The 20,489-nt window shown below is 40.3% G+C and carries 13 protein-coding genes; 11 read left to right on the forward strand and 2 right to left on the reverse strand.

What is annotated here, in order from left to right:
* The first annotated feature begins 196 nt into the window (after positions 1 to 196).
* Positions 197 to 760 (forward strand): hypothetical protein, encoded by a 564-nt coding sequence (locus DFQ12_RS00495; protein ID WP_147420301.1) that lies wholly within the window; start codon positions 197 to 199, stop codon positions 758 to 760.
* Positions 761 to 862: 102 nt separating this feature from the next.
* A complete protein-coding gene (locus DFQ12_RS00500; RefSeq protein ID WP_208642403.1) occupies positions 863 to 1,708 on the forward strand; it encodes a DUF5694 domain-containing protein in 846 nt (281 codons plus the stop codon).
* A gap of 162 nt (positions 1,709 to 1,870) precedes the next feature.
* On the opposite strand, the gene DFQ12_RS00505 is transcribed toward DFQ12_RS00500, so the two are convergent.
* A complete protein-coding gene (locus tag DFQ12_RS00505) occupies positions 1,871 to 2,617 on the reverse strand; it encodes a carbonic anhydrase family protein (protein WP_279634374.1) in 747 nt (248 codons plus the stop codon).
* A 297-nt stretch (positions 2,618 to 2,914) separates the two neighbouring features.
* On the opposite strand from DFQ12_RS00505, the gene DFQ12_RS00510 reads away from it, so the two are divergent.
* The 7 genes from DFQ12_RS00510 (at position 2,915) to DFQ12_RS00540 (ending at position 15,084) form a co-directional block, all read left to right on the forward strand.
* Positions 2,915 to 3,640 (forward strand): hypothetical protein, encoded by a 726-nt coding sequence (locus DFQ12_RS00510; protein WP_120257079.1) that lies wholly within the window; start codon positions 2,915 to 2,917, stop codon positions 3,638 to 3,640.
* Positions 3,641 to 3,685: 45 nt separating this feature from the next.
* Positions 3,686 to 4,453 (forward strand): hypothetical protein, encoded by a 768-nt coding sequence (locus DFQ12_RS00515; RefSeq protein WP_244211646.1) that lies wholly within the window; start codon positions 3,686 to 3,688, stop codon positions 4,451 to 4,453.
* 167 nt (positions 4,454 to 4,620) lie between these two features.
* The gene (locus tag DFQ12_RS00520; protein WP_120257080.1) at positions 4,621 to 5,979 is read left to right on the forward strand and encodes a hypothetical protein; all 1,359 of its coding nucleotides are present in this window, start codon (positions 4,621 to 4,623) and stop codon (positions 5,977 to 5,979) included.
* Between the two features lie 507 nt (positions 5,980 to 6,486).
* Positions 6,487 to 9,156: a M14 family metallopeptidase gene (locus DFQ12_RS00525; RefSeq protein WP_120257081.1), complete on the forward strand. Its 2,670-nt coding sequence runs from the start codon at positions 6,487 to 6,489 to the stop codon at positions 9,154 to 9,156.
* 213 nt (positions 9,157 to 9,369) lie between these two features.
* On the forward strand, positions 9,370 to 10,368 hold the full coding sequence (locus DFQ12_RS00530) for a TlpA disulfide reductase family protein (protein WP_120257082.1): 999 nt from the start codon (positions 9,370 to 9,372) through the stop codon (positions 10,366 to 10,368).
* Between the two features lie 32 nt (positions 10,369 to 10,400).
* On the forward strand, positions 10,401 to 13,562 hold the full coding sequence (locus DFQ12_RS00535) for a SusC/RagA family TonB-linked outer membrane protein (RefSeq protein WP_120257083.1): 3,162 nt from the start codon (positions 10,401 to 10,403) through the stop codon (positions 13,560 to 13,562).
* Between the two features lie 19 nt (positions 13,563 to 13,581).
* Positions 13,582 to 15,084: a RagB/SusD family nutrient uptake outer membrane protein gene (locus DFQ12_RS00540; RefSeq protein ID WP_120257084.1), complete on the forward strand. Its 1,503-nt coding sequence runs from the start codon at positions 13,582 to 13,584 to the stop codon at positions 15,082 to 15,084.
* A gap of 202 nt (positions 15,085 to 15,286) precedes the next feature.
* Here the strand turns inward: DFQ12_RS00540 and DFQ12_RS00545 are convergent, their stop codons facing one another.
* Positions 15,287 to 16,078 carry a hypothetical protein gene (locus DFQ12_RS00545; protein WP_120257085.1) on the reverse strand — a complete coding sequence of 264 codons (792 nt, stop codon included), beginning with the start codon at positions 16,076 to 16,078 and terminating at the stop codon, positions 15,287 to 15,289.
* Between the two features lie 180 nt (positions 16,079 to 16,258).
* Between DFQ12_RS00545 and DFQ12_RS00550 the strand changes: the two genes are divergently transcribed.
* The gene (locus DFQ12_RS00550; protein ID WP_120257086.1) at positions 16,259 to 17,431 is read left to right on the forward strand and encodes an AraC family transcriptional regulator; all 1,173 of its coding nucleotides are present in this window, start codon (positions 16,259 to 16,261) and stop codon (positions 17,429 to 17,431) included.
* A 251-nt stretch (positions 17,432 to 17,682) separates the two neighbouring features.
* Entirely contained in the window at positions 17,683 to 20,487 is a 2,805-nt protein-coding gene (locus DFQ12_RS00555; protein WP_120257087.1) for a TonB-dependent receptor, read from the forward strand.
* Positions 20,488 to 20,489: the final 2 nt, after the last annotated feature.

A 20,489-nucleotide genomic window follows, 5' to 3' on the forward strand; every position in this document is an offset into this window, starting at 1 on the left:
ATGGATTTTTTGAAGTGTCTAAATCCATTTTAAACTAATACCATTAAATGATTAAAATACAGTAAATGGCCAGTTGTTAGACCATCTTTAACCTCTGACCGGCAATAATAGTTCTGGTTAACTCGTTACAGATATATATGTAATTCGCATTTTTATGTTCAGATTTTATACGGTAAAGCGAATAATGCTCGGTCAGATGATCATCATATTCTTAGCACATTGTACCAATCCGGAAAGAAAAAAGGATAGTACTCATGACCGTACTGAACTTGTGCCAGAACCAGATAAGAATTTAAGGGAGGAGTATGAAAAGAAGCAGGATATTTCAGAAATAACTCAAACCTTAAATACCTTTTTTATGAATTACAAGAGCCGCTTAGAGACTGTCAATATGAACCTTCTCAGCAAAGACTTGGCGACATTGATCACCCAAGCGATCGCTAAGGAAAAAGATGAGGTACTCAAAACAGCCAATGGTAGCGATCCTACCGACAAGCCAATCATATTGGAAGGAGATATTTTCACGAGCGAGTATGAAGGTGCAGAACAATTTGTTTTGGATAGTATTATAGTCGAAGGCAAGACGGCCAGAGCTATCCTGGAGTTTAAGAATTCCAAATTAAAACTAAATTGGTTTGACGAAGTGGTTTTAATAAAGCAGGAACGATGGTTAATCGATAACGTGGTTTTCAAAAGCAGTACACCTGAATATTCATCGACTAAAGCTGTTCTGGAAGCTTTCATTAGCCATAAAGAATGAGTTAAGCTATTCCGCCTAGGCCCACCTATAAAACTACACCCAAGTGTAGCCTGTATTCGAGCGAACTGTGATATTTTTGAATCAATAAGAACAAACTAACACATGAAAAGCCTGAAAAACACAGCACAGTTGATTCAATTATCTAACAGAGCAAAAGGGATCAATTTAAAATTCATCCTCATATTGCTTTGTGGAATTCTTTTTGGAAAAGTTTATGCGCAAAAAATTGAAGTCTTAAATTTTGCGACTTTTCACATGACATATACACCTGATGCACATAAAGTAAAATTTAATGAAAAGGATGACAAAAATAAGAATGAGGCTTATAAAATAGCAAAGATGCTGGCGGAATTCAAACCGACAATAATTTGTGTGGAAGTACTTCCAACCAAAAATGAGGAATTGAACGCAGACTACAGGAGTTTTAAGGAAACTAAAGATTATACACCAAAATATGGAGGGGAGATCGCCTTAATTGCTTACGAAATCGGTAAAATGACTGGCGTAAACAAAATATATGGTATCGACGAGCAGCAGACTGCAGCTTATAACTATAATATAGGGAATGAATTGGAAAATCAGGTGGACAGTATAACCTCAAAAAAATACAACGCCAGTATTCTTAAAGAATTTATGGCCGCAGAAAACCTTTCTGTGCTAGAAAAATTGAAGCTATTTAATCGCAAAGCGACTTTCCAAAAATTTATAAATCTAAATGCTGATATATTAACTCACAATAGTACAAAAGGCAATTTCGAAGGGGCAGATGAAGCGAGCAAATTTTATAGACGAAATCTGCGGATATTCTCCAATTTAAACCAGATACCAGTCAATAACGATGATCGAATTCTTATAATAATGGGAGCTACCCATAGCGCTTTTTTGGATGAATTCATGCAGAGAAGCCCCAAATACCAGCTTGTTGATATTGAAAATTATCTGAAATAAATAGTAGGAATACAAAGTAATTTAAGGCCATTTGGATACTTTCCAAACGGCCTTTTTATATTTATAGCATAACCCATGTCTTCGTGTTATGCTGTACAGTTCTTTGAATAAGTCATCAAATTTTGATCCTCATAAGAGTTGATCACATTTTCTGAAATAAGCCTATAACCAATTTACACTTCCTGTTTCAACATCATAATTGGCACCAACAATCTTGATCTTACCTTCTTCTTCAAGTTTACGAAGTGTTGAACTTTGTCTGCGAATATCTTTAATTGCGTGTTTAATATTCTGTTGGTTGAGTTTCTCCAGCAATACACTATTTTTTGATGAACGCTCTTCATTCTCATCAATCACTTCATTGATAATAGGATCAAAATGATTAACTAAATGGTTCAAGTTGTCCATTCCCATTGTTTCGATTTGTGCAGCATCCAATCCACCTTTCAAAGCACCACATTTGGTATGGCCTAAAACGACAACCAGTTTAGATCCAGCGACATTACAGCCAAATTCCATAGAGCCTAGAATATCTTGATTGACAAAATTTCCTGCAATTCTGATACTGAAAATATCACCCAAACCTTGGTCAAATATAAGTTCAGCAGAAGTGCGGCTATCGATACAGCTTAACACCACAGCAAATGGCCATTGACCCTCACGAGTAGCATTTACCTGTTCGAGTAGATCCCGGTTTGCTTTTAGATTATTGACAAAGCGTTGATTGCCTTCTTTTAAGAAGTCTAATGCTTTTTCAGGAGTAATTGTCGATTGTGTTTCGTACGTATGTGCCTTCATAAAATTTAAATATTTGAATATTAAAGATAGGATAAATTCGTTAAATTTTAATGGCAAAAAGAGCTCCAATTTCTTCTCCCTTGAATTTTTTGGCTGTACAAAGCAATGCACAGCACATGTAGGACTATTTTTTTGATATCTGTTAGACGGGTAGATAGAAGCCTAATATATACTAGATTGCCGTCAAATTTGCTGATACAATGACTCATGCCACCGCGAAGCAAAAAAAGCTTATGAAGCTGCGAATCATAAACAGCTATAAACAAATATTAAATAGCCTTTAACTTTTGTTGTTATGTAAGTTACCTTTATATCGAGTTGGTTTTTAATTCTTTTAGGAAGTTATAAATCTGCTTGTCAAATAGTATCAAGAAAACTTTTCTTGCTACGCATAATCGAGAAATAAATATGAGATTGATTTTTATTATTCTTTTTTCCATAAGCCTTGTTTACGGGCAGTCCGATAAAAATCTGACTGTCGGCTATGGAGATCGGTACGACAGCTTGCCTAAGATAAATTTCAAGACCGCGGCAGCAGAAAACTATGAAAAGGCATTCAGCGCCAATACCGTCGTCGATATCAGGCCTGCAGTTGAAAAGAAAAATTTTGTGATTCCAATAGGAAAAGGTAAGTTAAAATTTAAAAAGTATGATTCCTCAGCAGGCCAAGGGGATGGATTCCAGGGTTGGGAGTATAACGGCTATTTTCCACAGCTGAAAATGCATATTTTGGTAAGCCATTCTGTTGCCGAAAGTTTAGGTTTTAGCGATTTGGTTTTGTTGGATAGCATCGAGGGTAGCCAGCATAGGATTGCTTCGGTAGGTGATGGTGCTGTTGAAATTCCTATTCCATCTCCTGACGCACGGTTTCTGGCATATTACTACAATGAGGTGTACGCACCTAATAGCTGTTTTATAGGAATTCTTGACGTGCGAAAAGGAACTCCATTTCGGATTCGTCTTTCCGAAAACAGTAGTTTTCAAACCGAAAACTGGGCAGTCGAAAATATTAGATGGATCGATCAGAATACCATAATTGTAAAAGCTTATACACTTAAAAAGGTCGACAATGAGAGAAGCAAGCAGTTTACTTATTACACTGCTGAGTTAAACAATAAGATAAATATCAAGTAAAGTACCATTCATTGTGGACGTTCTGGATTTTAAAACGACTTTATCATGTGGAAAAATATTACGCTTACTATACTCGCGCTAATGGCTTTAAGCTGTAGAAACGAAAGAGAACAAAAAAAACGAACTGATCCACAACATGTAGTTATCACTGGGGACGAAAAGAAAGATACTGCAGGAGTTCTACTGACTGAAAATAAAAATATGCAGCTAGGAGGGAGCGATAGCGTGGACCTATCCGCTGTACACAATACGAATGAATCTAACACAATTACAAAAATAAAATTCAATGAACTTGTAGTAGTCATTAATGGCATGGCTATTTTTGATGCAGAAAAAATGGAACGGATTCAAAAAGATACTGCTGAGATCGAAGCTGAAGTTGGAGAAACCATTGAAGGACGTACCATATCCATTTCGAGCGAGCAACTTATCGGTTTGAACATTGAGCAACGGTATGAAACGAGTGTAACCATTATGAATGAAGGGCCTCACTGTGATCTTATTGATTGGGAGCATTTTAACTCCAACTGGAAGTCGTTAAAACAAAATTCAAATGGGCAATTTGTAGGTGATAAATACACCGAAGAGGATTATAATACCTTTCCCGAAGTCTCGATGGATGAGTTGAAACAAACAGTAAAAGAGCAGTGTGGAGAGGATTGGTTTAAACTTTTGGAAAAGACAAATTCTCCACGTGAATATCCTTGTGCCATAAGTATAAGTCGATATTTCTTACGAATCGTAGGTAAGCGGAAAGACAATGGACAAAAAGTAACCAAATTAATTATTATTAAAACCCCGATGGGATGTTAATGGTCGAATGAACCATTCTATTTTTGCCGTTATTTTCCGAAAATCACACTTTCCCAATCTTAAACAATATCCCCATAACTATTGTGAAAATGGTCTTCGCAACTGCTGTAGTCTTTGGGTTACCAAATTACATAATAAGTATCAATAGAAAACGTAAACGCTAAAGTATGTATGAACGCCTAAAGCATCTTGTTTCGCCACTTTTTATTTTTTTTCTTGTTCTATTAATTATCAATGATTTTTTTCTGAAAGCGGTATTCCATAATACGTTTACCGGAAAACTATCTGATTTCAGTGGGCTTTTTATTTTCCCTATTTTCTGGTCCGCTATCTTCCCTAAACAAAAATTAACGGTTTTTATATCCACAGCAGTCTTATTTGTCTTTTGGAAAAGTGAATATTCCTCGGTTATCATACAATTTATGAAGCCCTACTTTGGTATTGGAAGAACCGTGGATCTTTCGGATCTGATCGCATTACCCATGATATTGTTGGCATGGTTCTACACAAAAAGGAGGGCACAACAGTCCGTCAATCCAGTCTTAATGACGCGATTGAGCACATATTTTAGCGCAGCTGTCGCAATTTTCTCTTTCTGTGCTACCAGCCAGCAAAGATATATCCAATCTTTTGATCAGCCGCAGTATGTACTGTTAAAAGATCCGACAATCCAGCACCTTAATTTTGATGATGAATTGGAATTTCATAAAAGCGATTCCTTACTTGTTGTCAAAATAAATTATCTATCTACCAGTAGGCCTGAGCGGAACGATGATTACAATAAAAATCAATCAATCAAAACTCTTGATCTTGCCATTTTACATCGTTTAGCAGATAGTGCTAGCCTGGTTTCGCCCGGAAAAATAACTTTGCTCACAGTCAATACTGAAGAGGGGAGTGATTCTTTAAGATTTAATGGTGGGCGACTTGATGGACGGTTCATCAGGACAAAAGGAGGTAAGACTATTATTGAAGGATTTTATAAGATGGGATTGGAAGACTCCACCTGGATAATCAGGGACACGATCAGTGCCGATAAGGTCATAAAGACATTTGTTAATGGAGAAACAATCAATATCAAACACTATAACCATGATAAACTCCAATCCTCTTCAAATATCAACACCCGTGCTGACACCATTTTTAATATCTATTTGCAGTTAGTAATTCTGGTCCTATGTCTGGCGGGGATATGTTATTTATTATATAGAAATTATCGCAGGGCCATCCCGGATCATTTTAAGCTCAAATTACTGTGGAGATTGCTGTTGTGCTTTATTTCACCGCTCCTCGTCTGGCTGTTTTATGTCGGGATCATGTTATTGCTTATGAATTATAGTCAAGATATTTTCGAGACTTTAGCGACAATTATCTTTATTTTTATCACAGTTTGCCCATTGATGTTTGTCATAGTTTTTTTGATAAAGATCAGAAGGCCAATAGATATTCTCTGGTACAGTCTCTTGTTCGCTCTAGCAGCCAGTATCTGGGCAACGTACCTTACACTTGGAGCGCTTTCACAATGAAATGATAAACTCACCTCTGTTGAAATCCTAAAACCACGAATAATAATCTAAAGGAAATGATTACCATTGCTTCGGATAAATGTAAGTATCTCGAAAAGTTTATAGCTATCCTTGGTCCGGCGTCTTAGGTGTATTGGGCAATGATATCCTTGTCACAAAATCGTGATTCCTGATAAAAGTAAAAAAAAGACTACTTGTTTAGTAGTATTTATCAGTAAGATGTTTTATATTTGTGATCAAATCGTTTATCAATTGGCGTTGGCAGCGATACAACCTAACAAAAACAAAGTTCAAATGAAACCACAAAGATCAACCTTTTCCGTCATTCACAACATGAAAAACATTCGATTTAACCTTACTCCATTTCGAATGCGCTATTGCGCTTAAATTTTTTCTTCTAGACTTTTTTAATGGATAGTAAAGGATAGTATTTCTCTTATTATCAATCATGCCACAAGTAGCATCATCCTACTTGTCAGTATTCACTTATTAAACTAATTCATCCCTATGAAAAAATACGAAGTATTTTTCCAGTGCTCGCTATTGCTTTTTTTTCTGTGGAGCAGTATTCTTTTTGCTTCTGCCCAGGAGGGCCCAGTGCCCAAAGTGTTTCAAAATGAATCCGCTGGGCAAAACTTGGAGAAAGATTATTATTTTCCGGCAGGAAGCCGTTTTGTGACAAACATCCCCACGCCAAGTCAATTTTTCAATCATCAAATCGGTCATAGTCATACCCGTTATGACCAGATTGTTGATTATTTTAAGATACTTGAGCAACGTTCCGGCCGGATAAAGATAGATACGATTGGTCGTACCTGGGAAGGGAGACCGCTGATCGTGCTGAAAGCTTCTTCACCCGACAACATACGCAATAGTGAACAAATTCGTCAACAGCATATCGAAACGATTAACAAAGCAAAAGAGAACCGGATCGTATCTAATGAAACACAGCCCGCATTGGTATTTTTGGGTTTTAGTGTGCACGGTAACGAAACCTCAGCTGCCGAAGCATCTATTTTAACCGCTTATTACCTAGCGGCTGCCGAAGACCCAGTTGTTGCGACCTCACTTGCAAAGGGAATATTTTTTATAGACCCAGTTCGTAATCCAGATGGTTATGATCGTTATGTCAATTGGGTCAATGCTAATGCAGCATTTCCACCAAACGGAAGCCCTCTGGATAGAGAGCACAACGAAGTTTGGCCCGGAGGCCGAACAAATCACTATTGGTTTGACTTAAACCGCGATTGGATCAATCAGGTAAATCCCGAAAGTAAGGCGCGTGTCAGCTACTTTCAACATTGGCTGCCCCATTTTCAAGGCGACTTCCATGAGATGGGAGCAGCATCTTCCTTCTTCTTCGAACCCACAAAGACCGATGCTCAAGAATCTCCCTTAGTCCCTAAAAGTACATATCAGCTAAATCAGAAACTTGCTACTTATTATGCGAAGGCATTGGATGAAATAGGATCTTTTTATTTCACCAAAGAACAATTTGATAATATTAATCCAACCTATGGATCTACTTATCCTGATCATGTCGGAAGCTTAGGAATCCTCTTTGAGCAAGCAAGTCCACGAGGCCTCTTTCAAAAAACAAGCAATGGTGATCTAACTTACCCCTTTGCTATTCGAAACCACTTCAGAATAGCCTTGGCGAGCATTACAGCATCTATTGATCATCGTACGACACTTTTGGAAAATCAACTGAGATTCTTCCAGTCGGCGTTCGAATTAGCTCAAAAAGATCCGGTTAAAGGTTACTTGGTAGATCTAAAGTACAATAATAACACAGCAGCACATTTCAAGGAACTTCTTGCCAGGCATCAAATCCGCTACCTAACGAACAATCGTGACCGTAAGGTAGATGGTAAAGATTTTGAGAAAGGAACTTCCATCATTATTCCGACGGCGCAGGCAAACTATCGGCTGGTCAAAGTCATCTTTGACGAAACCAAAACATATGTGGACAGCGTTTTTTATGATGGCTCGGGCAATTCCATTGCTTACCTCTATGGCTTCTCTTATGCTAGTCTAAAACAAGGGGTGGACAACGGAGAGAGCGATCAAAGTTCTGCTATCAATCCGCACGCTATTGCCCTGACAAGGAGTAATTATGCTTATCTCGTAGACTGGCGGCAGGAGGGAGCAGCTTGGTTGTTATCCCAATTGCTACAGCGCGGCATCCTTGTTAAGTCCGCTAGCAGTCCCTTTGAACTATCTGATCAGGGCAGGACAATAGGGTTTGATTATGGAAGTCTGCTGATTCCCATACAAGGTCAGCCCATCTCAGCAGATGAATTATTTGATCTCTTACAGAAATTGAATAAAAGAGGAAATATAACGATTGCATCCGCTTCCACGGGATACAGCGGAAAGGGAATAGATCTCGGAAGTAGTGGATTTAAAAGCCTCGCACCTCAAAATGCATTGCTTTTAACCGGAAATGGGATTAGTGCTTATGAGGCCGGAGAAGTGTGGTATACATTTGAGCGCCAATTGGAACAGCCGATCTTACGGTTAAATCTTGATCAATTCAGTCGTGTAAACCTCGAGGAATATCAAGTACTTGTATTGGCTAGCGGCGAGTACACCGGATTGAGTTCGGCGGCTATTGAGCGTATCCGTGCTTGGGTAAAAAATGGGGGAACATTAATTGCTTTTGGACGTACTGGACAATGGCTTGCAGGACAAAAGATTGCTTCTTTTCAATTTCTTGACGGAAGGAGCGATAGTGTAGTGCCGAAAGAGGAAAAACCAACGAAAACAAAGGAACGTTTTGATTATGCTTCCGCCCAAGGTCGGGAAGGAACAAAACGTATTGGTGGAACCTATTTTAACACTGAAATTGACAGAACCCATCCCATCGGTTATGGTTACACCCAGAAAACAAAGCCTGTTTACCGCAACCACACTCTTTTTGTTGAGCTAGGTGACCAGGCCTATAATAATGTTGCAATTTATAGCAAGTCTCCCTTATTAAATGGATACGCATCGGCCGAAAACCAAAAGAGCATCACAGGTACAGCCAGCATTATCGTAGAAAATAGTGGGAATGGACGTATTGTATATTTTGTTGACGATCCCTTATTCCGAGGTATTTCCTTTGGCAATGCACGCAGCTTTTTTAATGCGGTCTTGCTCGGACAGGTTCTTCAATCTGGGATAAGAAGATAAACGATTACAAACTAACAACGAATAAAATAGGATAAAACTATGATTTATTCAATGGAGAGTGAGGAGTTCATAAATATAGCTAAAAAGCAAAATATCCATGAATAATCCTACCGGAAAATGAATATATCAGGCAGTTTTATTAGAAAAAGCAAACTGGGCATAGTGATTTCATTTATACCAGTGAAAATAAACACTCCTAAATAATTTAAATAGATGAAAAATAAACTGACATTATTTACTGTTTCGATGCTGTTTCTTGCCACACAGGCATCGGCCCAAAAAGTAGCAGCGCTACGTTTAACTGGAAAAATAGAAGGATTGAAAGAAGGTAAAATATATCTTCAACAATACGATAATAAAGTATTTAAGACGATTGATTCAGCTTTAGTCCACAACGGTCGATTTAGTTTCGGGACTCAAGTGCAGTTACCCGAACTCTATGGTCTGAAGTTGAATGAAGAAGGCCATCCCGTCCAACTTTTCTTGGAGGATGCTCCAATTGAAGTGCTCATCCAGTATGGAGAAAATGGCGATCATGCTACTGTGAGAGGGTCAAAAGCTCAAGATTATTTTGAGCGCGCAAATAAAGAGCAACGTAAGTATACTGCTAAGCAGTTTATTGAAGCGGATCCCAAATCTATTGTCGCTGCGTATGCATTGTTCCGTAACTATTCCTATAATCTGTCGCCGGATGAGCTCGAAGAGCATACAAAATTGCTGGATGCCTCATTGCAACAAACACAATATGTGCGCATCTTGAAAGATTTAATCTTAAAACAGCGTGCCGTATTGCCGGGGAATAAAGCCTTAGATTTTGTGTCTATTGGTCCCGATGGAAATAAAATAAGATTCAGTGAGCATCTTGGTAAAGGATACGTATTGCTTGATTTTTGGGCAGCCTGGTGTGGTCCTTGCCGTCGGGAGAATCCCAATATTGTTGCGGCTTTCCAGAAATATAAAAACCATGGATTTAGCGTATTTGGCGTATCACTGGATAAGAAAAAAGCAGATTGGCTAAAAGCCATTAAGGACGATGGATTGGATTGGACTCAGGTTTCTGATCTTTCGTTCTGGGATACAGAAGCTGCAGCTCTGTATGGTGTCCGTTTTATCCCGAGCAACCTACTTATCGATGAGCATGGTATTATCGTGGCCCGAAACATTAAAGGCGATGCGCTATTGCAGAAATTAAAGGAAATCTACGGCGAGTAAAGAACAAACAAAAAACATCAAACAGAAAAACAATGAGAAAATCAAGCTTGTTTTATTTGCTTCTTTCACTAGCTGGCAGTGGGGCCGTGGTACCTTCCTTCGCACAGGAGCAAACAAAATCTATTATAAATGCTGTACTCAGTGGTGTTGTGCAGGACGCTGCCACTGGAAAGCCTCTTTCTGGTGCAACCTTAAGTCTAAAGGATGTAACCCATCATGTAAGTACCGATAAATTTGGGAGGTTTCAATTTGTAACCGGACAGAAATTACCCTTTACAGTGACAATTTCCTTTGTGGGGTATACAAGTCAGACCTTGGTCATAGATCATTCTCCAGTGGTTATTGAACTTGAGCCTGTGGATCATACACTTGAGGAGACCGTCGTCGTAGGTTATACTACGGCTAAAAAATCAAGTTATACAGGATCCGTAGCTACCGTAAGTGGCAAAGAATTAGATAATCTACAGATTACGACAATTGGGAAAGCATTGCAAGGGACGGTGCCTGGGCTACAGTCCATTGCCGCAGCAGGTCAGCCTGGGAGTGATGCCGAGTTATTTGTCAGGGGTGTAGGCTCTGTAAACGCGTCAACAGCACCGCTTTATGTCGTAGATGGTACCCCCGGGGCCAATCCCAATAGCCTCAATCCAAAAGATATCCTTTCTATTTCGGTCTTAAAAGATGCGACAGCAAGTGCACTATACGGTTCACGTGGTGCAAATGGCGTCATCGTGATCACAACAAAATCCGGTGAACTGAACAGTAAGACTGCCGTTAACTTTTCGGCGAATTACGGTTATACAGGGAGGGCCGTGAAAGATTATGAATACCTATCCCAGCAGGAATATTATGAATTGCAATGGGAAGCAATCCGCAATACGCAGCTCGATCAAGGGAAATCCGCCGGCGATGCTGCCCAGTACGCCACAGATTATTTGGTCGATGGTGCGCTTAAAGTAAACATCTTTGGGACTAACTATCCAAAACCTGTGGGACTCGATGGAAAGCTGGTTGCAGGAGCAACATCGCTCTGGAACGATAACTGGGGAGAAGCAATTGCCCGAAGGGGGGGACGCCAGCAATATGACCTTAGCTTGAGTGGTGGCGGCGCAAGTACTCGTTATTATCTTTCTGTCGGTTACCTCAATGAACAAGGCTGGATTCGCACGGCTGATTTCAAGCGGTATAATTTCCGAACAAATATACAATCAAAGGTGAACAACTGGTTTGAAGTTGGTGGGAATGTTGCCTTGTCATCAGGCTTTCAACGTGCGCCCACGCAGAGCGATAGCAATACCGGCAACTTCGCTAACTTTCAGCGTTTAGTGTCCGATCTGTATCCCGTCTATCAGCGCAATCCCGATGGGAGCTATGTGCTGGATGAACAGGGCAATAAGATCTGGGACTATGGGTTATGGCGCCCAACCACAGCTGCGAGTGGTTCAAATATTTTAGGTAGCGCGGAAAATGCAATTTCCGGTAGCAACAATGAATCAGTTTTGTTGGGGACCAATATCAAAATATCATTTGCGGACAATTTATTCCTGAAGACCTCGGCCAATATCGACTACCGAAACACGAGTTCACATACCTATTCGCATTCGTACTATAGTACCGGTGTCCTTACAGATGGAGCGGGATCCGCAAGCCGAAGTTCGAGCCGTACACTCAACTATACGGTCAATAGCTTTCTGAACTATGCGACTACATTTGGTAATAAACATAGCATTAGTGCGCTGGTCGGTCCCGAAATCTATGTAGAGGGAGCTTCTTCACTATCAGGTAACCGCACGGGCTTCCAGGTGCTTGGTAAAACGGAACCATCCGCAGGGACACTGAGTGGTGTTTTTAACGGGACTTCTTCCGATTATAAGCTCGCAAGCTGGCTGGGACAGGTAAATTATGATTATCTGGATCGCTACCATTTTTCTACAAGCTACCGTAGAGACGGTTCATCCCGCTTCAGTAAGCAATCACGTTGGGGTAACTTCTGGTCTGTCGGTGCCGCCTGGAATGTCAAAAAAGAATCCTTCCTGAAAGAAATCAGCACGATTAACAACCTGAATCTACGGGCGAGTTATGGAGCTCAGGGAAATGATAAAGTTGGTAACTATGCTTATGGTGGATTCTATTCCATTTATAACAGTTTGGACAATTTGGGGCTTTTACCCTCTGATTTACCTACACCAGACTTAAAATGGGAAACAAATCTTAATCTCAACATCGGCGCTGATATCGCTTTATTTAACAATCGGTTGGTAGCACAGATTGATGTCTATGATCGGAAGTCAAAAGACCTGCTTTTCCAAAAGCCACTTTCACCGTCTACAGGTTATAGCGGGATTGACGCCAATATCGGCTCATTGAGCAACCGCGGAATTGATGGGCAGATTACCGGTGTGCCTATTCGAAACAAAGATTTCAGATGGTCTATTACGGCAAATGTGGGACACTATAAAAATAAAATCACCAAACTACCACAAAAAGAAATTCTCACCGGATCCATTGGGCAGTATGGTAACACGAAAAAAATGGTTGAAGGTGGTTCCATCTATGATTTTTATATCAAGGAATGGGCTGGAGTAGATCCGGAGACTGGCAAGGCAACCTGGTATAAAGATGTAAAAGATGCAACAGGAAATATAACTGGGCGCACGACGACAACGAATCAAAATGAAGCAACATTTTATTTTGAAGGAAGTTCATTACCAGATCTTTATGGTGGTGTTAGTAACAACTTTAGTTACAAAGGAATAGATTTTTCTTTCTTGTTTTCCTATAGTCTAGGAGGAAAAATCTTTGATGGTGATCAACCCATGATTATGCATGTGGGTTCAGCACCGGGGCGAAGCTGGTCCAAGGAGGCCCTCAATAGATGGACACCCGAAAATAGAGATACCGATTTCCCTCGATTGTCTTACGTGACTGATTCCTGGAATAGTATTCCCTCCACACGTTTTCTACGGAGTGCAAGCTATGGACGCCTAAAGAATTTGAGCTTAAGCTATACTATTCCGCGTAATCTAGTGTCAAAATGGTCTCTTTCCGATGTCCGGATACGTTTTGTAGGTGAAAATCTATTGACGTTCTATGGAACTCAGGGCCTGGACCCAGAGCAAACGGTAGGTGGAGTTACCTACTATCGCTACCCGGCACAGAAGTCATACGCTCTGGTCCTCAATGTTTCCTTTTAACACGCATATTTGATTTATTATGAAATTAAAATATATCACTATCATTTTTCCTTTATTGGCACTCTCATCCTGCCGTGACAGTTTCTTCGAGACTGCTCCTGCAACCCAGATTACGACTCCCGAGGTATTTTCTTCAGAGAATAATATTGATGCCTTTATCAACGGATCAATCCGCTTTTTGATGGAAAATAGCACCTCTCAAGACAATCCTGGACTCCCGACCATATTCCTCACACATGAAGTGATGGGAGAGGACGCTATTGCACGTGACGGCCGTTATGGTTTTCGGGACTCATATCCCTATAAAGATCCTTTTGACAACACCACTCGCCGGGCGCTTTTCTTTTGGACCTTGCAATATAAATCTATTGACCATGCCAATAATCTGATAGCCAATGTGAAAATTGACGATAACAGTAAAGAAAGCTTAAAACACCTCAAGGGGCAAGCCTATGCCTTGAGGGGATTGAATTATCTCAATCTCGTACGTCAGTACCAGTTTACCTATGCGAAAGACCCAAATGTCAAGGCAATACCGATTTATACCGAACCGACGACACCAACGACGGTTCCCAAACCACTGGCTACAGTAAAGGAAGTTTATGAGCAGGTTATTTCCGATTTGAAAGAAGCCGAAAAATTATTGGCGGGTTTCAACCGGAAAGTGAAGAACAGACTCGACCTCAATGTCGTTTATGGTCTACTGGCTAGAACATATTTGACACAGGAAAATTGGGCGCAAGCACGTGATTATGCAGCAAAAGCACGTGTCGGTTATCCGATTATGACGGCAGAGCAGTACAAGGAAGGATTTAACGATGTCAGCAATCCGGAGTGGATCTGGGGACACCCACAGACCGCAACCCAAAATTTGGGTGGAGCTTCTTTCTTAGCCTATATTGAGACAACTCCCTACGCAACAGATGCCAAAGGTGTAAATCTATATTTTGGTTATAATAGCATTATTCCTGACCCCAATTTTATCAGCTTATTTACAGCTGCTGATGTGCGTAAATCGCTTTTTGAGATTGCGAAGCAACCTGCTGAGGCGATCTATCGTTCTTATCGTTACCGTAAGTTTAGAAATAAGCACCCTAACCGTGATGGACATATCGTTTTAATGCGATCATCTGAACAGCTGCTTATCGAAGCCGAGAGTAGAGCTCGCCTGGACGATGTAAAAGGCGCTATAGACCTCCTGAACGAATTAAGACGTAAACGGACTTTGCAAGATCTCGATGTCGCAAATTTTGATAAAGCAAAGGCGGTACAGGAAGTTTTATTGGAGCGCCGTAAAGAATTATGGGGTGAGGGTTTCCGTCTTTACGATATTCTTCGGACGCAGACGGCGCCTGTACGTCGCGAGGCTAATGAGACCTTTGTGGATGATGCTGGAAAGACAGTAGCAGTAATGGGACATTATATTCTCAAGTTTCCAGATGGATCTAACTTATCTCCAAATAGCAAATATTTTTTATTTCCAATACCTCTAAACGAACTGAATAATAACCCAAATTTGTAAAACTAATCAATCGTCAGTTGCTTATAGGAGTTCCTAAAAGGCCACTTAGAAAAACACTAAGTGGCCTTTTATTTAAATGCTTTATTTTAAAAGAAGCTAGCTATCAAATCAGGGAATGAGCCTGCCGTTGGTCATTTGTTCCATTTATTGATCAAGACGAATTTCTTCTGCTTAATGAATAAGCTAGCAAGCGAGATTTAGCTTATTCTTTTTTTAATAAGAGTGCTATATCCTGTTTTGCGAGAACATGACCTTTATTGACAATATTACTTCTTAGATAAAGAAAACATTGGTCATTATGGTCGAGTTTACCAATAGTCAGTTTTACCGATTTTATATCGAGCGTGTTAATTTCCGATGGATCCATCTTATCGGGGTCTGCAATTAGTTGTCCGTCTTTCCTAATTTCTTCAAAATCCCAGGAGTATCCCTTCCATGGTCCCGCAACTAGTGTTGTATTTTTGCTGTCCATGATGCGTTGACTTTTGTATTTCAAGGGTATACTGTCAATCATGATCGTATAGTCCTTAAGGTGAATTGTGAGCTCCTTTAAATAATGTGGAAAGTCTTCGGGCTCGAAATAAATGCTGTTGTCTTTGTGAATGATCTTAAGCTTTACGATCCCTATTTTGTCTATTTTTGCCGATTGTGAAACTTGTATAAATACCGCGTACTCCTGTTCGCTAATGCCTAGATTTTTGTGATATGGCATAAGTTCCCCAGGTTTTAATCCGCTCATTGTTTTTAGAAACCAATCTTGGTTCTGTTGAATGGCAAGTTTCATTTTTTTGAGAATTTCCGACTCAGCGGCATTCAAAGGAGGGGATCCCAACACCTCTACAATATAGTTGCCCTCAGGAAGTAATGTGTCAACGAATTTAAGTGCCATTACCGTGCTGTCTGTTTTAGTCCTCTCTTGAGCAAATCCATTCACGGAAAATAGTAGGGTAGTTATGGAGGCGATGAAAGAAAGATATCTACGGAGAAATGTCATGTTGAACTTGAGCTTTTGTAAACGTTATAGGCGTTTAAGTTACAGCTTAATTCTGATAAATAAGAAGCTGAAAAGGAATCACATCATAGGAAATGGCAAGAGAACTTGCTGAAAGTACATTTAACAATTTGATAATACCTGATTATTAACTTTGCAGAACAGCTTAATTAGATTAAGAACGTGAATTATATTATTATCGTAGGGGCAACCCAAGCCTTAATGGCTTTGGGAGTTTTATTGAAGGACAAAAAAAATAATGGACAGCATGATAATATCCTTTCTTATTTATTAGCCTCCATTTTTTTGCACCTGGCAATCAGTTTTGCATTGAACGTCTTTTGGCCCAATTCAAAAATCCATCAGCAATTCAATACATTTATCGCATTGGCATATCCCGGTTTGTTATGGTGTTATATACGTTTTCTCGAACATAAGGGAAAGCCCATCGATATTCTTTTGGCGATGTTTCCATCGATAGGTGCATCTATTGGTTACTTTTGGATTGCTGCCTATGTGATCAACCATTCTGGCGAATTACCACCATTCATCAAACTATACAATTCAATATCTGGTTATGCATATACGATATTATATATCGTGTACCCGTTAAAAATTTTGGCTAAGACACATACGATACCGACATTTTGGAAACTTGAAAAACGTATGGTTAGACTGGCCGCTTCCCTGTTCCTGTTTGTTGGACTCGCATTTTTAATCATCAGCATCTGGACTCGACTATCTGATATATCCGTCTATTTTAATCTTATCCATCTGTGGCTCCGTCTGATTATCTATTCTATATTAGCGGTTATCTGCATATCTATTATTTATGTCAAAGTAAGCTCCTTCCTATATGTTCATTTATATCAGCAGGAGCAAGCAAAGCCGCATATTCTTGACCATCAGCATGAAAATCGGTTGGACAGCTCGATGGGGAAACCCCGATACCCATTTGCTGAGGAAAATGAAAGGAATGCCGGCATAGACTATGTAGGTATTTTGGCGAAGGTAGAAAATCTGATGTCCCAGCATAAAGTCTTCTTAGATCCAAGTCTCACATTAGATATTCTTGCTACAAAGGTCGATGTATCACGTCACCATCTTTCCGAAACGTTAAATCAGTACCAGGAAAAGTCCTTTTATCAGTATGTCAATGAGTATCGAATTAAGGAGGTTATTACATTAATGGATCTGTACAAAAGCAAAGGAGAGACCATCAATATACTTGCGATGGCATTTCAGGCTGGATTCCATTCCAAATCCTCGTTTAATCAATATTTCAAAAAGGTTCAGGGCTGCACACCTTCGGCCTATCTCAAAGCAAAACCACATTATAACCTAGTGAATACCTAAGTGAATATGCTTGTCCATCGGGCTGGAAAAGCGGGTATTAATTAATCCTAAAAGCGGTGTTTCCACGTCGCGATCAGCGTATCAATTTATCGGTAACCTAATCTTAATGCAAAGTTAATGTTTGTAAATATCATTAAATGAGTGCTTTGTGGTGTTTTGTGTTAATTGATCGTACTTCTTTATCGAGAAAGACGACAGGCATCTCATGAAATATCAATTTCGTAGCAAATAACAAAAATTGATTACATGATATGAAAAGAACATTACTCTTTTTGATTTCGTTGATGCCCTTCTTTTTACAGGCACAACAAATTACAGGGACTGTCACTTCAATGACTGACGAGGTATTGCCTGGTGCTACAATACAGGTGGGGAAGTTGACTGCACAAACCAATCTCGATGGCAAGTTTACACTGATTTTAAAGGAAAAGGGGCCTGCTCGACTTGCTATTTTATACACCGGTTATCAAGCATTCGTGTTAGATACACTTGTTTCAGGCGAGGGAGTTCATTTGGGAATAATCAAATTGCAGCCATCCAATAATAGCCTGGGCGAGGTTGTTGTCGTCGGTTCTTCAGCTGGTTCTCAGCTCAAGGCATTAAACATCAAAAAAACGGCAAATGCTATTATGGAAGTATTGGCGGCGGATGCTATTGGTAAATTACCCGATCGCAATGCTGCCGAAGCGGTACAACGCATTCAAGGGGTTTCCATTGAACGAGATCAAGGGGAGGGGCGATATGCTTCCGTACGTGGCACACCCATACAGTGGAGTGCGTCTTTGTTAAATGGGAACCGGCTTCCTTCCGCTAGTCTTGACTATGCAGATCGACGGATTCAGATGGATATTTTCCCTTCAGAGATGATTCAATATGTGCAGCTATCAAAAGCAATCACTCCGGATATGGAAGGAGATGCGATCGGAGGGTCGATCAATTTTATTACCAAAGCAGCACCCTTAAAACGTACACTCCATATCAATGCGGCTGGCGGCTATAACGGACAATCTCAGCGCGGATCATACAACAGTTCAATCCTCTTTGGCGACCTTGTTGCGCAGGGAAAATTGGGTTATATCCTTTCGGCAGTAATCTGGGACAGAACTGCTGCCCAGGACCGATATAACCTAAACTATGATTTTTCGAACAGTAATGCTATGCAGGCTTTTTCCATCACAGATCTACAATTGCGGGATTATATTGCACGCCGGCGTACACTGGGATTTAATGGTGGGCTTGAATATGCATTCAATGAAAGGCACAAAATCATGGCTAAGGGACTCTATAGTGAATATATGGACGCTCAGCGTGTCCGTGAGAATTATTTCTATTTTAATACCAAAACAGCGACCATAACAACCAGAGCCGCAGATTACCATACAAGCCTTTACTCTGGAGAGCTTAGCGGGCAGTCGAGTTTTTCAGAACGATTTGGATTAGATTGGGCACTGAGCATGGATAAGTCTGCTTTTAAATTTAAGGACCCCGATTACTATCCAATGGCAACCTTTTCCCAAAAGGTTGATTATGATGGCTTGGCTCCAGATGGAAAGAAATACCTCGCGATGGATTCGCCAGATGGAACAGGGGACTATATTGACCATATCCTACCTCATCTTGCTTCCACTACAGCGATTAGCGCAGAAGCCATGAAATTAACACAAGTTGTCAATATCAGGAGCAAAAATCAAGAACGCAACAAGCGTGTTGGAGTAAACTTGAAATATACACCTAGCAATTCGTTGATCGTTAAATTTGGTGGAAAGTTTATCCACAAGGATAAGCAGGTAGAAAACCCCTATAGTATTTATGTGGCCGGTATCTCTGGAGCTGCTCCAACATTAGCCAGCCTAGGTACTGAACCCTATCCCTATCGGGGTGGTTTTTTGACCGAAATAGGATCGCCCTACAACAATGTGCTTATTGATCAGGTAGCTATGGCATCAGTGAGGCAACTTGCATCACCGGAGGGTATTGCCGAAAACAAGTTGTACCCATTCCGCGTCGATTCAGCTAGCAACGCATCAGGCGCCGCCAACTACTACAGTGGAAAGGAAAATGTATATGCAATTTATGGTTCTGCTGAATTTAAATTGACAGAGCAGCTCACCATTATAGGAGGAATACGAAACGAGTACAACAAAGTTACTTTTTCAGGCAACAAAGTATCAACGCTCGCAGACAAATCGACTAAAGTAGAAGCAATCAATCAGGACAATAGCTATAATGCTTTTCTGCCAATGTTGCATGTAAAGATCAATGCGACGAAGAATGACATTATTCGGCTGGCATTTACGCGAAGTTTCACCCGTCCCGATTTTGGTAGCCTTAATCCCGGTACGACACAAGACGATATCAACCGTGTCATCACCCGTGGTAACCCAAACTTGAAACCCACTTTCGCTAGCAATTTTGATCTCATGGCCGAACATTACTTTGGCGGCATAGGTATGGTTTCGGCAGGTGCATTTTACAAAAAACTTTCCAACCTGATCTATTCCAATCAATCTACACAAGATATTGATGGTGTTTTATTCAATGTAAATGAGCCCGAGAATCTTCAAAATGCCTGGCTGTTAGGTTTTGAAGCCGGCATATCCAAGCGATTTACAGAGCTGCCAGGAATATGGAAAGGATTTGGAGTAGATGCCAACTATACCTATACAGACTCAAAAGCGAAAGTTCCGCGCTTTGACAAAGGAAAATTGATAGAAGATGAAAGCGCGATTCCTAAGCAGGCAAAACACTTGTTCAATGTCTCCTTGATCTATGAGAATAGCAAGTTTATGGCACGTATTGCCGGCAATTATAAAGGTAAATATCTTGATGCCATTCGTCAGGTCGCTGGACCTGAGCATTACCGTTGGTATTCAAGCAATTTTTCGGTAGACTTTTCTTCTTCCTATAGTATCAACTCGAAATTCAGATTATTCGTCGAGTTAAATAACATTACTGGAGCCCCGGTGCGCTACTATCATGGTGTATACGATCGTGCCGAACAAGCCGAATGGTATTCTGTCCGTGGTCAAGTAGGGATCAGTGCAAAACTTTTTTAAAA

This window comes from Sphingobacterium detergens, from assembly GCF_003610355.1.
Classification (GTDB): Bacteria; Bacteroidota; Bacteroidia; order Sphingobacteriales; family Sphingobacteriaceae; genus Sphingobacterium; species Sphingobacterium detergens.